Annotated in this window: 13 protein-coding genes; 8 read left to right on the top strand and 5 right to left on the bottom strand. The window is 71.1% G+C overall.

The window, feature by feature from the left end; translation table 11 throughout:
• Positions 1-32: 32 nt before the first annotated feature.
• Entirely contained in the window at positions 33-236 is a 204-nt protein-coding gene (locus V6U90_RS23780; RefSeq protein WP_334440866.1) for a DUF2530 domain-containing protein, read from the bottom strand.
• A 131-nt stretch (positions 237-367) separates the two neighbouring features.
• Here V6U90_RS23780 and V6U90_RS23775 point away from each other — a divergent pair, with 131 nt between their 5' ends.
• From V6U90_RS23775 to V6U90_RS23755, 5 genes are all read left to right on the top strand, one after another.
• A complete protein-coding gene (locus V6U90_RS23775; RefSeq protein WP_334440761.1) occupies positions 368-1,849 on the top strand; it encodes an NCS2 family permease in 1,482 nt (493 codons plus the stop codon).
• A gap of 156 nt (positions 1,850-2,005) precedes the next feature.
• Complete coding sequence (locus tag V6U90_RS23770; RefSeq protein WP_334440864.1) at positions 2,006-2,437, top strand: MarR family winged helix-turn-helix transcriptional regulator; 432 nt, start codon at positions 2,006-2,008, stop codon at positions 2,435-2,437.
• A 72-nt stretch (positions 2,438-2,509) separates the two neighbouring features.
• On the top strand, positions 2,510-3,787 hold the full coding sequence (locus V6U90_RS23765) for an MFS transporter (RefSeq protein WP_334440758.1): 1,278 nt from the start codon (positions 2,510-2,512) through the stop codon (positions 3,785-3,787).
• A 127-nt stretch (positions 3,788-3,914) separates the two neighbouring features.
• The gene (locus V6U90_RS23760; protein WP_442933660.1) at positions 3,915-4,424 is read left to right on the top strand and encodes a hypothetical protein; all 510 of its coding nucleotides are present in this window, start codon (positions 3,915-3,917) and stop codon (positions 4,422-4,424) included.
• Entirely contained in the window at positions 4,421-5,050 is a 630-nt protein-coding gene (locus V6U90_RS23755; protein ID WP_334440754.1) for a 2'-5' RNA ligase family protein, read from the top strand. The genes V6U90_RS23760 and V6U90_RS23755 overlap by 4 nt, the downstream gene beginning before the upstream one ends.
• On the opposite strand, the gene V6U90_RS23750 is transcribed toward V6U90_RS23755, so the two are convergent.
• From V6U90_RS23750 to V6U90_RS23735, 4 genes are all read right to left on the bottom strand, one after another.
• The gene (locus tag V6U90_RS23750; RefSeq protein ID WP_334440751.1) at positions 5,051-6,037 is read right to left on the bottom strand and encodes an aldo/keto reductase; all 987 of its coding nucleotides are present in this window, start codon (positions 6,035-6,037) and stop codon (positions 5,051-5,053) included.
• An 82-nt stretch (positions 6,038-6,119) separates the two neighbouring features.
• Positions 6,120-7,196: a septation protein SepH gene (sepH, locus tag V6U90_RS23745; protein WP_334440749.1), complete on the bottom strand. Its 1,077-nt coding sequence runs from the start codon at positions 7,194-7,196 to the stop codon at positions 6,120-6,122.
• A gap of 178 nt (positions 7,197-7,374) precedes the next feature.
• On the bottom strand, positions 7,375-8,502 hold the full coding sequence (gene serC, locus V6U90_RS23740; protein WP_334440747.1) for a phosphoserine transaminase: 1,128 nt from the start codon (positions 8,500-8,502) through the stop codon (positions 7,375-7,377).
• Positions 8,503-8,798: 296 nt separating this feature from the next.
• Positions 8,799-9,905 carry a citrate synthase 2 gene (locus V6U90_RS23735; RefSeq protein WP_334440744.1) on the bottom strand — a complete coding sequence of 369 codons (1,107 nt, stop codon included), beginning with the start codon at positions 9,903-9,905 and terminating at the stop codon, positions 8,799-8,801.
• A gap of 280 nt (positions 9,906-10,185) precedes the next feature.
• On the opposite strand from V6U90_RS23735, the gene pdxH reads away from it, so the two are divergent.
• From pdxH to V6U90_RS23720, 3 genes are read left to right on the top strand one after another with little or no spacing between them, the layout of a single operon-like run.
• Positions 10,186-10,815, top strand: a complete 630-nt coding sequence (gene pdxH / locus V6U90_RS23730) for a pyridoxamine 5'-phosphate oxidase (RefSeq protein WP_334440859.1) — start codon at positions 10,186-10,188, stop codon at positions 10,813-10,815.
• Entirely contained in the window at positions 10,812-12,116 is a 1,305-nt protein-coding gene (locus V6U90_RS23725; RefSeq protein ID WP_334440741.1) for an MFS transporter, read from the top strand. Before pdxH ends, V6U90_RS23725 begins: the two co-directional genes overlap by 4 nt.
• A gap of 17 nt (positions 12,117-12,133) precedes the next feature.
• Positions 12,134-13,066: an aldose 1-epimerase family protein gene (locus V6U90_RS23720; RefSeq protein ID WP_334440738.1), complete on the top strand. Its 933-nt coding sequence runs from the start codon at positions 12,134-12,136 to the stop codon at positions 13,064-13,066.
• The last annotated feature ends 60 nt before the right edge of the window (positions 13,067-13,126 follow it).

Raw genomic sequence — 13,126 nt, 5'->3', positions numbered from 1 at the left:
GGGTGTGGCGCCCGGAGCGGTGGCTGGCTGAGTCAGCGCCCGGCGCGGCGGCGTCGACGGTTGGCGTCGTGTCGCAGCATCACGGCCAGACCCGGCAGCCCCACCAGGAACCCGGCGAGGCAGATCGACAGCCAGTTCTCGTGGTCGTTCGCGGTCAGCCAGTCCCGGAAGAAGACCAGCAGCACCAGCCCAGCCACCGCCCAGGCCACCAGCCCGGCGACGGCGAACGGCACCATCGGCGGGTCGGGTGGTTCGGGACGGGGCTGACGCTGTGGCACGGAGCAAAGAGTACGCGATCAACTTTCGCTGTGCGGCTGTGATCTGCGACGATGCGCGCGTCCAACGACGATCCAGCTGCGAGGACCTGATGGATACAGCGCCGCCCGAGACAGGTAGTACCCGGCCCGCTACCCTTCGCCCGCGCAACGGTTTCGACCGGTTCTTCGAGATCTCCGCCCGCGGCTCGACGGTGAGCCGGGAAGTGCGCGGTGGTCTCGCCACCTTCTTCACGATGGCGTACATCGTGGTGCTCAACCCGCTGATCCTCGGTAGTGCCGTCGACGGTGACGGCAAGCGTCTCGCCATTCCGGCCATCGCGGCGGCGACCGCGCTGGTGGCCGGCGTGATGACGATCCTGATGGGGGTGGTCGGTCGCTTTCCGCTGGCGCTGGCCGCCGGTCTCGGTGTCAACGCCCTGGTCGCGTACGAGATCGCGCCCCAGATGACCTGGGCGGACGCGATGGGGCTCGTGGTCATCGAGGGTGTGATCATCGCGCTGCTCGTGCTGACCGGTCTGCGTACCGCGGTGTTCCGTTCGGTGCCGACGCAGCTCAAGACGGCGATCGGGGTCGGTATCGGCCTCTTCCTGACCATCATCGGTCTGGTGGACGCCGGGTTCGTGCGTCGGGTGCCGGACGCCGCCGGTACCACCGTGCCGGTGGGGATGGGCATCAACGGCAAGCTGGTCAGCTGGCCGGCGCTGGTCTTCGTGCTCGGTCTGCTGCTCACCCTGGTGCTGGTGGTGCGGAAGGTACGCGGCGCGATCCTGATCGGCATCCTCGGCTCCACCGTGCTGGCGATCATCGTCGAGGCGGTGGCCAACGTCGGCCCGTCCTTCGTCGACGGCAAGCCCAACCCGAAGGGCTGGGCGCTGAACGTGCCGGAGTTGCCGAAGACGGTGGTGGACACGCCGGACCTGTCGCTGCTCGGCAACTTCAACGTGCTCGACTCGTGGAGCCGGGCCGGCTGGCTGGTCGTGCTGATGTTCGTGTTCACCCTGCTGATCACGGACTTCTTCGACACGATGGGGACGATGGTCGCGGTCGGCCAGGAGGGCGGGCTGCTGGACGAGCGGGGCATGCCGCCGCGTACCCCGCAGATCCTGCTGGTCGACTCGGTTGCCGCCGCCTCGGGTGGTCTGGCCAGCACGTCGAGCAACACGTCGTACATCGAGAGCGCGGCCGGTGTCGCGGAGGGCGCCCGGACCGGGGCGGCTAACCTGGTCACCGGTGCGCTTTTTCTGCTGGCGATGTTCCTCGCGCCGCTGGTGGTGATCGTGCCCTTCGAGGCCGCGTCGACCGCCCTGATCGTGGTCGGCTTCCTGATGATGACCGCGGTGCGGACCATCGACTGGACCGACTACGAGATCGCCATCCCGGCCTTCCTCACCATCACGCTGATGCCGTTCACCTACTCGATCTCCAACGGGATCGGCGCGGGTGTCATCACCTACGTGCTGTTGAAGCTGGTCAAGGGCAAGGCACGCGAGGCGCACCCGCTGCTGTACGGGGTGGCGGCGCTGTTTGTGCTCTACTTCCTGCGTGGTCCGATCGAGACGGCGATCTTCTAGATCGCCGCGCGGTCGGTCCGGGTACCGACGGTCAGGGCCGGTGCGGCTCCGGTCACACCGACCCTGACCAGGTTTGATCTCGGTGAGAGTGGTCATAATCCATGTCGTTAGCCAGGCTTATTAGTTAGGCTAACGACTGTGACGGAGTGGATGGTGATGGCGGAACGCGCCGAGCCGACGCAGCTGGCGACTCTGCTGCGCGACGCAATCACCCGACTCAACCGACGGGTCCGGCAGGCCCGCCCGGTGGGGGACCTCACGGTGACTCAGCTCTCCGCCCTGACCAGCCTCCGGCTGGCGGGCGCGCTGACGCCCCGCGAACTGGCCGACACCGAGCGGGTACAACCGCCGACGATGACCAAGATCGTCGCGAAGTTGGAGGAACGCGGCCTGGTGCGGCGTACCCCCCATCCGACCGACGGTCGACAGGTGATCCTGTCCCCGACCGAGGGCGGTGGGGCCGTGCTCGACGCGTTCGAGCGGGCCCGCGACGAGTGGCTCGCCAACCGGCTCGCCGAGTTGACACCGGAGGAACGCGACACGCTGCTGCGTGCCGCCGAGATCCTGCATCAGGTCGCCCGCGGCTGACCGCCGCCAGCAACCGGGTCCGCTTCGTCCGTCGAGTGGATGACGCGTACGACCCGAGGAGGCGCACCGAGAGTGCGGGCGAAGCTGAGCACGATGTTCCAGTCCCTGCAGGTCCGTAACTACCGACTCTTCACGTCCGGGCAGCTGATCAAGCTGATCGGCGTGTGGATGATGTTCATCGCCCAGGACTGGCTCGTCCTCGAACTGTCGGACGACTCGGCCACCGCCCTCGGAGTGGTGACCGCACTCCAGTTCACCCCGGTCCTCCTGCTCACCCTCCTCTCCGGTCGCCTCGCCGACCGGTACGACAAGCGGTTGCTGCTCTTCGTCGCCAACGCGTTCTGGACCGTACTGGCACTCGGCATGAGCCTGCTGGTGATCACCGGTGTGGTACAGCTCTGGCACGTCTTCGTCTTCGCCGCCCTGCTCGGGGTCGCCAACGCGGTCGAAACCCCGGTCCGGCAGGCGTTCGTCTCCGAACTGGTCGGCATGCCGCTGCTGCCGAACGCGCTCTCCCTCTCGGCGGCCACCTTCAACACCGCCCGGATCATCGGCCCGGCGCTGGCCGGTGTCGCCATCGCCGTCTTCGACGTCGGCCCGGTCTTCGTCATCACCGCGCTCAGCTCGCTCGCCCCGCTGGTGAACGTGGTGCGGATGCGCCCCGCCGAACTGCACCGGGAGGCCCTACCGCCGATCGAGGAACGCGCCTCGGCCCGGGTCGTCGACGGGCTGCGCTACGTCGCCCGCCGTCCCGACCTGCTGCTGCCGATGGCCCTGATGTCGGTGATCGGGATGACCCTGTTCAACTTCCAGCTCACCCTGGCCGCCCTGGCCAAGACGGTCTTCAACACCGGGGCCGCCTCGTTCGGCCTGTTCACCACCGCGCTGGCGGTCGGTTCGCTGGCCGGCGCGCTGGCCAGCAGTGGCCGGCGTAGCCGTCCGTCGGTCTGGGTGGTGCTGGGCAGCGCGGTCACCTGCGCCGCGTTCGGCACCCTGGTCGGACTGGCCCAGTCGTACTGGCTGGTGGTGGCGTTGCTGGTACCGGCCGGGTTCGCCATGATCTACTTTGCCCAGGCGTCCAACCAGCGGGTGCAGCTCGGTGTCGACCCGGCGTTCCGGGGCCGGGTGATGGCGCTCTGGGTACTCGTCTTCCTCGGCACCAACCCGGTCGGCGCCCCGGTCATCGGCTGGGTCGCCGAGACGTACGGCGCCGGCGCCAGCATCTGGATCGGTGGCCTGATCTCGCTGACCACCGCCGGACTGGCCCTGATCTGGCAGCTGCGCCGCTCCGGCGCCCGGGTACGCCTGCGCTTCGTACCGACGCCGCGCTTCTACGTCACCGAAGTCTGAGGTGTAAGGAAGGGCCCCTTCTTATCGCATTTTGTATAGGAAGGGCCCCTTCCTAACAGGCGGGAAACCCGTCAGAGCGCTGCCAAAGCGGTGGCGTGAACGGGCGACTACCCTTAGCGTCAATCTGGTGGAGGTCCCGGACGGTCTCTTGCTGGTACTGGCGTTCCTCGGAATGGCCTGCCTGCCAATTGTCGTGGCCATGGTCCTCTGCGCCGACGAGTTGATCGACCGCGTCGTGTGCGGGTTCGCCGACTGGCGCGAGGCCCGGCGGGAACGGCGGACGATCAGCCACCTCGACCGGGCCGTGGAAGCCGACTTGTTGACCCGGGACTACGACCTCACCGAGTTCGACCGTGCCGACCGGCTGAGCATCGAGCAGATCGCCGCCGACCTGCGCAATCTCGGCGGTCACCGGGTGGGGCTGCGCAGCCGGGCCGTGCTCTGGGACCCGGCCGTGCTCCAGGCGTACGACGAACGGCTCCGGCAGGCCAGTCGCTGCCTCGGCATCACCGAGCATCTCGCCGACCTGGAGGGTGTCGACCGGGAGATCGAGCGGATCCGGGTCGAGGGCGAACTGCACGCCGCCGGCCTGGCACTGCCTGCGGCCCGGGGCGTACGGGGTCAGCGCCAGCGTTGAGACTCTTCGTCGCCCTCTATCCGCCCGCCGAGGTGCTGGACCACATCTTCGCCGAGATGGACCGCCTGCTGGTGGGGCAGGCCGCCGCCAACGACGTCAACGTCCGGCTGGTCGACCGGGAGACCGCGCACATCACCCTGGCCTTTCTCGGCGATGTCGACGACGACCGGTTGCCCGAGGTGACCGCAGCCCTGGCCCGGGCCGCCGCCCGCCCGGCCCCGTACCCCGCCGCTCCCACCGACGCCGCCGTGCCGCCCGGGGCGGACCCGCTGCGGGTGACCGGGCCGCCCCGGCTCCGGCTCGCCGGCGGCGGCCAGTTCGGCGAGGGCGGACACAGCGTGCTCTGGGCCGACATCCATGGCGACGTCGCCGCGCTGCACGTCCTGGCCGGTCGCATCCGGTCCGAGCTGCACCGGGATGGCCTGCCGTACGACGGGAGGCCGTTCCGGCCGCACTTCACCATCGCCCGCCCGCAGGGCCGGCTCGACCCGGACGCCGTGGCGCAGGACCGCGCCGCCCTGGACCGGTACCGGGGTCCGGCCTGGCCGGCGACCGAGATGGTGCTGGTCCGCAGCCATCTCGGTCCCCGGCCGCTCTACCACCGGCTGGTCAGCTGGTCGCTGTAGCTACCAGGCCCACGCCTCCGGACCCGGACCGCCCTGGCCGACCGGCGGGAAGAGCTCGTCGAGCCGACCCAGGGCCGCGTCGTCCAGCTCGACCGACAGCGCACCGAGGGACCGGTCGAGCTGCTCCACGGTCCGGGGACCGATGATCGGCGCGGTCACCCCCGGCCGGGAGAGCAGCCAGCCGAGCCCGACGTCGGCCGGGTCGTGGCCCAGGTCCGCGCAGAACTTCTCGTACGCCTCGATGGTCGACCGGTGCGCGGCCATCGCGTCGGCCGCACGGCCGCCCTTGGCCCGCGCGGCACCGCCCTCGGCGAGCTTCCGGATCGCCCCGCCGAGCAGTCCACCGTGCAGCGGCGACCAGGGGATGATGCCCAGCCCGTAGTGCTGGGCGGCCGGCACCACCTCAAGCTCGACGTGCCGGGTCAGCAGGTTGTAGATGCACTGTTCGGAGACGAGCCCGAGGAAGTTGCGCCGGGCGGCCGACTCCTGCGCGGCGGCCAGGTGCCAACCGGCGAAGTTGGACGATCCGACGTAGAGCACCTTGCCCTGGGCGACCAGGGTCTCCATCGCCTGCCAGATCTCCTCCCACGGCGTCGCCCGGGAGACGTGGTGCATCTGGTACAGGTCGATGGTGTCGGTCTGCAGCCGTCGTAGCGAGTCCTCGCAGGCCCGGATGATGTGCCGGGCGGAGAGCCCACGCTCGTTGGGCCAGTCGCCCATCCGGCCGTAGACCTTGGTGGCCAGGACGACCCGGTCCCGTCGGCCGCCGCCCTGGGCGAGCCACCGGCCGATGATCTGCTCGGTGATCCCTTCGCCGGTCTGTCCGCCGTAGACGTTCGCCGTGTCGAAGAAGTTGATCCCGTGCTCCAGCGCCCGGTCCATGATCCCGAAGCTGTCCGGCTCGCTGGTCTCCGGCCCGAAGTTCATCGTGCCCAGGCAGAGCCGGCTCACCGACAGGCCGGTGCGTCCGAGGTTGATGTAGTCCATCAGACCACCCTGCCACGCCTGGACCGGTACCGCCCGGAGCCTGGTAGGCCGTTGAAACGGTTGGGCGGTACCGGCTCGTGGGTCAGGACGACTCGCGGGCCGCCGGGCCGCTGCCGAAGAGGACGTCGTCCCAGCTCGGCAGGCGCTTGCGCGACTTGCCGGCCGCGTCGGTGGTCTCGGTGGTGCCGCCGGTGGCGGTCCGCCGGGGCCGGAGCACCGCCAGCGACGGTACGGCCGGCACCTCCTTCGGCGCGTCCGCGTCGTCGTCGAACGCCGAACCCTGCCCGCCACCGAGCAGTGCTGCCGCACCCCCGGTGACCGCGCGTTGCCGCGGGGCATCGGAACCGGCGAGGGCCGCCGGGGAGACCGGGTCCAGCCCTCGCCCGGAGGACGAACCGAGCGGACGGTCCAACGAGGCGAGCAGTGCATCCCGCCCGGCCCGGATCGGATCCCGGCCGGACCGGCCCGACTCGGCCGGCGTGGGCAGGCCGTGGCCACCACCCCGGCTCGGCTCACCCCGGGACGGGCCGGGCAGCGCGTGCCCGCTCCGCTCCGGGGCAGGCTCCTGGCCGAGGATCGGCGTCGGCCGCTCGGCGCAGAGGTACTGCGCCATGTCGTCGTGCGGGGTGACGTTCTGCCGGGTCTTGTCCAGCTCCCAGATCGCCTGGGCGGTCGCCTTGCCGGAGGGCCAGGTGGCGATGATCCGCCAGGTGCCGTCGTCCCGCCGGTACGCGTCCCAGGAGATCTTCTCGGTGTCGATGCCGTGCTGACCCAGCCGGCTGTCGACCACCTCGGCCAGCGGTTGACCCTTCTCCGAGTTCTTCAGTCGGGTCCGCCGTGCGTGCTGGGCGAGCATTGCCCGCTCCTGGAGCACCGGACCGGCGTACCGCAGGACCCGGTCGACCGGGACACCGGCGATCCGGGCGACGTCCTCGGCGGACTCGCCAGACCGGATCCGGGCCTGGATGTCCCGGGGAGAGAGCGACGGTGTCAGGTCACTGGCGGGGCCCGCCACCGTGAGCTGGGGCGCGCCCGGCTCAGCGTGCAGCACGGTCGACACCCGTTCGTCGATGGGCAGCGCGAGCAGCCGCCCGACCTCGTCGGCGAGTACCAGAGCCTGGCCGTCCTCGGAGAGGGCGACGAAGCGTACTGGGCGCATAGCGTTGCCTCCGTCCCGCTTCGCTGGCCTACGCCACGCCGGTCGTCCCACCGTGGCGCCCTTGACGGACACGGTACGCCTCCTGCCGCACAGGTGGGGGATGCCACGCCCGGATGTCACCGATCAGCATGCCCGGCCGGACCCGGTGCGGCCCTGGTCGGGCCGCACCGGACACCGGTCAGTACTGAGCGATGACGTAGTCGATGCAGGCGGTGAGTGCCTCGACGTCGGCCGGCTCCACCGCCGGGAAGAGCGCGACCCGCAGCTGGTTGCGGCCGAGCTTGCGGTACGGCTCGACATCGACGATGCCGTTGGCGCGCAGCGCCTTGGCGATCGCCGAGGCGTCCACCCCGTCAACGAAGTCGATGGTGGCCACCACGTTGGACCGCAGCGCCGGGTCGGTGACGAACGGGGTCGCCACCTCCGAGCGCTCCGCCCAGCCGTACACGATGCCGGCGCTCTCCGCGGTGCGCTTGGCCGCCCACGCCAGCCCGCCCTGGGCGTTCATCCAGTCGGTCTGCTCGGCGGCCAGGAAGATGGTGGCCAGCGCCGGGGTGTTGTACGTCTGCTCCAGCCGCGAGTTGTCGATTGCGGTGACCAGGTCGAGGAAGGCCGGGATGTAGCGCCCCGACTCCTTGATCTCGGTGGCCCGGGCCAGCGCGGCCGGGGACATCAGGGCCAGCCAGAGCCCGCCGTCCGAGCCGAAGCACTTCTGTGGGGCGAAGTAGTAGACGTCGGTCTCCCGCACGTCCACGGCCAGCCCGCCCGCGCCGGAGGTCGCGTCGACCAGCAGCAGCGCGTCCGGGTCGGCGCCGGCCACCCGGTTGATCGGCACCGCCACACCGGTCGAGGTCTCGTTGTGCGGGGTGGCGTAGACGTCCACGCCGGCCTCGGCGACCAGGGTCGGTGCGGCGCCCGGCGCCGACTTGTGCACGGTCGGCGTACCGAGGAACGGGGCGTCGGCGACCGACTTGGCGAACTTGGCGCCGAACTCACCGAAGCTGGCGAACTGGGCCCGGTCGCGGACCAGGCCGAACGTCGCCACCTCCCAGAAGGCGGTGGTGCCGCCGTTGCCGAGGACGACCTCGTAACCCTCCGGCAGGGAGAAGAACTCGGCCAGCCCACGGCGGAGCCGGGCGACCTGGTCCCGCACCGTCTTCTGCCGGTGCGAGGTGCCGAGGAACGTCGTCGACACGCCACTGAGCGCGGAGACGGCCTCCGGGCGGACCTTGGACGGCCCGCAGCCGAAGCGGCCGTCGGCGGGCTTGATCTCGTCGGGAATCCGAATCGTCGGTGCGTCAGCCACGGTACGAAGATCCTTCCGGGTGGGCCGGCGGCCCGGTGAACTGGCGGGCCCGCACGGTCCGTTCCGCGAGCGCGCGGTGGCGCTGCGGAGTCAGGGCCGGGCGGGTGTCCGGCGGCGCTGCCGTGGGCTCCATCCTGTCACCCGGTGGGGCCGACCGGCCCCGCGGTCCCGATCCGGGCGCTGAGGCGTACCCCACACCGGCCGGCTCCAGCCGTCGGGCCGACCGGCTCCGGGCGTTAAGAAGGGCCCCTTCCTATGCAGAAAGCGATAAGAAGGGGCCCTTCCTTACTTCTGACTCAGACGCCGTGCGGGATGGCGTCCCAGCCTTCGACCTCACTCGGCTTGCGGCTGCCCGGTCCGACGTACTTCGCCGACGGGCGGACCAGCCGCTGGAGCTTCTTCTGCTCCAGGATGTGGGCGCTCCAGCCACCCATCCGGGCGCAGGTGAACATCGAGGTGAACATGTGCGCCGGTACCTCGGCGAAGTCGAGCACCACGGCGGACCAGAACTCGACGTTGGTGGCGAGCACCCGGTCCGGCTTGCGGGCGTGCAGCTCCTCCAGCGCGGCCTTCTCCAGCGCCTCGGCGACCTCGAAGCGGGGCGCGCCCAGCTCCTTGGCGGTGCGGCGGAGCACCCGGGCGCGCGGGTCCTCGGCCCGGTAGACCCGGTGGCCGAAGCCCATCAGCCGCTCGCCCCGGTCCAGGACGCCCTTGACGTACCCCTCGGCGTCGCCGCTGCGCTCGACCGCCTCCAGCATGCTGAGCACCCGGGACGGTGCACCGCCGTGCAGCGGGCCGGAGAGCGCGCCGATGCCGGAGGAGATGCAGGCGGCGGCGTCGGCGCCGGTGGAGGCGACGATCCGGGTGGTGAAGGTGGAGGCGTTCAGGCCGTGCTCGGCGGCCGAGATGAAGTAGGCGTCGACGGCCTTGACGTGCCGCGGGTCGGGCTCGCCCCGCCAGCGCTTCATGAACCGCTCGACGATCGTCTGCGCCTTGTCGATCTCCTTCTGCGGCACGGCCGGCAGGCCGAGACCACGGGCCGACTGGGCGACGAAGGAGAGCGCGGTGACCGAGACCCGGGCGAGGTCTTCGCGGGCCTGCTCGTCGGAGATGTCCAGGAGCTGGTCGAGGCCCCAGTAGGGGGCGAGCATCGCCACGGCGGACTGCACGTCCACCCGGATGTCGCCGGAGTGCACCGGTACCGGGAACGGCTCGGCCGGCGGCAGGCCCGGACCGAACCGGCCGTCGACCAGCAGTGCCCAGACGTTACCGAAGGAGACCTGCCCGATCAGATCCTCGATGTCGACCCCGCGATAGCGCAGCGCGCCGCCTTCCCGGTCGGGCTCGGCGATCTCGGTCTCGAAGGCTACGACGCCCTCCAGTCCGGGCTTGAAATCGGCCATGTCGTCTCCTGGCTCTGGTCCGGCGCCCGCACGCGCTCCTCCGGCCCGAGCCGGCCGAGCTCCTTAGGCGACCCTCAGGGATGTGTTCGTGACATCTTGCCTGGTGAGTAACTAACTTTGCGACCCGTAGCGACTGTGCTACAGACGACATCCCGCCGTAACCGCGTTCGTGCTTCTGCACCAGACTGGCGGAAAATCCGCTGGCCAGAACCGTGGTGGTGGAAAACGGTCCGGTAACGAGGAGGAGAAAGTGACGGGCGACACAGTCGGTCCGGCCGGGATGCGTAACGAGTACGTGGTGGAGCAGGGCCTTTCCCGGGCCGACCTGGCGCCGGACTGGGTCACCCAGTTCGACCGCTGGTTCGCCGAGGCGGTCGGGTTCGGCCTCGTCGAGCCGAACGCGATGGTGGTCGCCACCGCCGACCCGGACGGACGGCCGAGTGCCCGCACCGTGCTGCTCAAGGGGTACGACCAGCGGGGGCTGGTCTTCTTCACCAACTACACCTCGCGCAAGGGCGCCGAGGCACTGCGCAACCCGTACGCCAGCCTGGTCTTCCCGTGGTTCCCGATGCAACGTCAGGTGGTGGTCTGCGGCCGGATCGCCCCGGTCGACCGGGCCGAGACCGGGAACTACTTCGCCAGCCGGCCGCGCGGCTCGCAACTCGGTGCCTGGGCCAGCCCGCAGTCGTCGGTACTGCCCGACCGGGCGGCGCTGGAGGACGGGTACCGGGCCGCCGTCGAGCGGTTCGCCGGGGTGGAGCCGATTCCGGCGCCGCCGCACTGGGGCGGTCTGCGGGTCGAGCCGGAGACGGTGGAGTTCTGGCAGGGGCGGGCCAGCCGGCTGCACGACCGGTTGCGCTACCGCCGTACCGACCGGGATGAGTGGGTCGTCGAGCGGCTGGCCCCGTGACCGCTGTCGAGCAGGAGAACTCCGCCGGGGAACGGACCGGCGCCCGACGGTGGGCCATCGACCTGCGCCCGCTGCGGATCCCGGCGTACCGGCGGCTCTGGTTGGGCACCGGGGTGGGCGGGTGCGGCTCCCAGATCGCCCTGGTCGCGGTGTCGGTGCAGATGTACGAGCTGACCCGGGACTCGTTCTGGGTCGGGCTGCTCGGCATCGCCACGTTCGTACCCCTGCTGGTCTTCGGGCTGTGGGGCGGCGCCTTCGCCGACGTGCTGGACCGCCGGCGGCTGATGGTGGCGAGTTCGGTACTGGCCTGGGTGACCAGCTTCGGGCTGCTGGCCCAGGCCCTGCTCGGGGTGGACAGCCCGGTGCTGCTGCTGGTGCTGGTGGCGGTGAACTCCAGTGCGTTCGCGGTCAGTTCCCCCACCCGCCAGGCGATCATCCCCCGGCTGGTGCCGACGGACCTGGTACCGGCGGCGAACACCCTCGGCTTCACCACCGGCATGGGCACCATCGTCCTCGGCCCGCTGCTCGCCGGGCTGATCCTGGCCGCCTGGTCCCCGGCGGTCGCCTTTCCTGTCGCGTACGGCGTGGATGTCCTGCTGTTCGGCGCCGCGGTCTGGGCCAACCTGCGGTTGCCCGCGCTGCCCCCCGCCGCGTCGCCCGACGGCGTACGGCGGACCGCCGGGTTGCGCAGCGTGATCGAGGGGTTCCGGTACCTGGCCACCACCCGGGTGCTGCTGCTCTCCTTCGCCATCGACCTGGTCGCCATGGTGTTCGCCATGCCGAGGGCGCTCTTCCCGGCGATCGCCGAGGACCGGTTCGGCGGCGGTGCCGCAGCCGGCATGCTGTACAGCGCCATTGCCGTCGGCTCGATGCTCGCCGGCCTCACCTCGGGCTGGCTCGGCAGGGTGCACCGGCAGGGGGTCGGGCTCGTCCTGGCCGTGGTCGCTTGGGGGGTGGCGATCGCCTGCTCCGGCCTGGCCCGCCAGCTCTGGCTGGTGCTGCTGCTGCTCGCGGTGGCTGGCGCGGCCGACCTGGTCAGTGCGGTACTGCGACAGACGATGCTGATGGTGCACGTACCGGACGAGATGCGCGGCCGGTTGCAGGGGGTGAACGTGGTGGTGGTGGCCGGCGGCCCGCGCCTGGGCGACCTGCGGGCCGGGGCCGCAGCGGCGGCGTTCGGCACCGGGATCGCCTGGGTCGGCGGGGGTGTCGCCGCCATTGTCCTGGCGGTTCTGCTCGCGGTCGCGTTCCCGGCGCTGTGCAGGTACCGGCCCACCGGAGCCGGCACGGTTGCCCGGTAACCGATATCGTCGCCGCCATGGAGACCGTGGAGAACACCGCCCTGTCCGGTGCACAGTGGACGATCGCTGCGGCCGGTCACGAGGCAGTCGTGGTCGAGGTGGGTGGCGGCCTGCGGACGTACCGGTCGGACGGGGTGGACCACCTCGACGGGTACGGCCCGGACGAGGTCTGCCCGGGCAGCGCCGGTCAGGTGCTGGCGCCATGGCCGAACCGGATCCGGGACGGCCGGTACACCTTCGGTAACCGTGAGCTGCAACTGGCGTTGACCGAGCCGGCCCGGCAGGTGGCCATCCACGGGCTGGTCAACTGGGCGACGTGGCGGCTGGAGGAGCAGAAGCCGGACGCCGTGACCGTGGTCTACGACCTGCCGGCCACCCCCGGGTACCCCTGGCCGCTGCGCCTGCGTACCCGGTGGAGCGTCGGGGCGGCCGGGCTGCGCGCCGACCACGAGGTGACCAACACCGGCCCGGAGGACTGCCCGTTCGGCTTCTCCGTGCACCCGTACCTGCAACTGCCCGGGGTGGCGGTCGACGACATCCGGCTGCGGGTACCGGGCCGTAGCCGGCTGATGCTGGACGCCCGGCTGCTGCCGATGGGCATCACCGACGTCGCCGGCACCGACCACGACTACACCGAGCCGCGCCGGATCGGCCCGGCCGTGCTCGACCTCGCCTTCTGCGACGTGATCCGGGAGCCGGACGGCGGGTCGAGGGTCAGCCTCACCGCCCCGGACGGTACCGCCGGGGTCAGCCTCTGGGCCGATGAGCAGTTCGGCTGGTGGCAGGTCTACACCGGGGACACCCTGTCCGGGGAACGGCACCGCCGGTCGGTGGCGGTGGAGCCGATGACCTGTCCGCCGGACGCCTTCCGGTCGGGCCGCGACGTGATGGTGCTGCCGGCCGGGCACACCTGGCGGGCCGCCTGGGGTATCCAGCCGACACCGGCCTAGGCCGCGTTTCGTAAGGCTCGGAGCCACTGGTCGATGATGGCGATGGTGACGGTGGCTTCG

The organism is Micromonospora sp. CPCC 206060, from assembly GCF_036906895.1.
GTDB lineage: Bacteria > Actinomycetota > Actinomycetes > Mycobacteriales > Micromonosporaceae > Micromonospora.
Note: the sequence above shows the minus strand (reverse complement) of the source record. Positions and strands in the feature narration are given on the sequence as shown.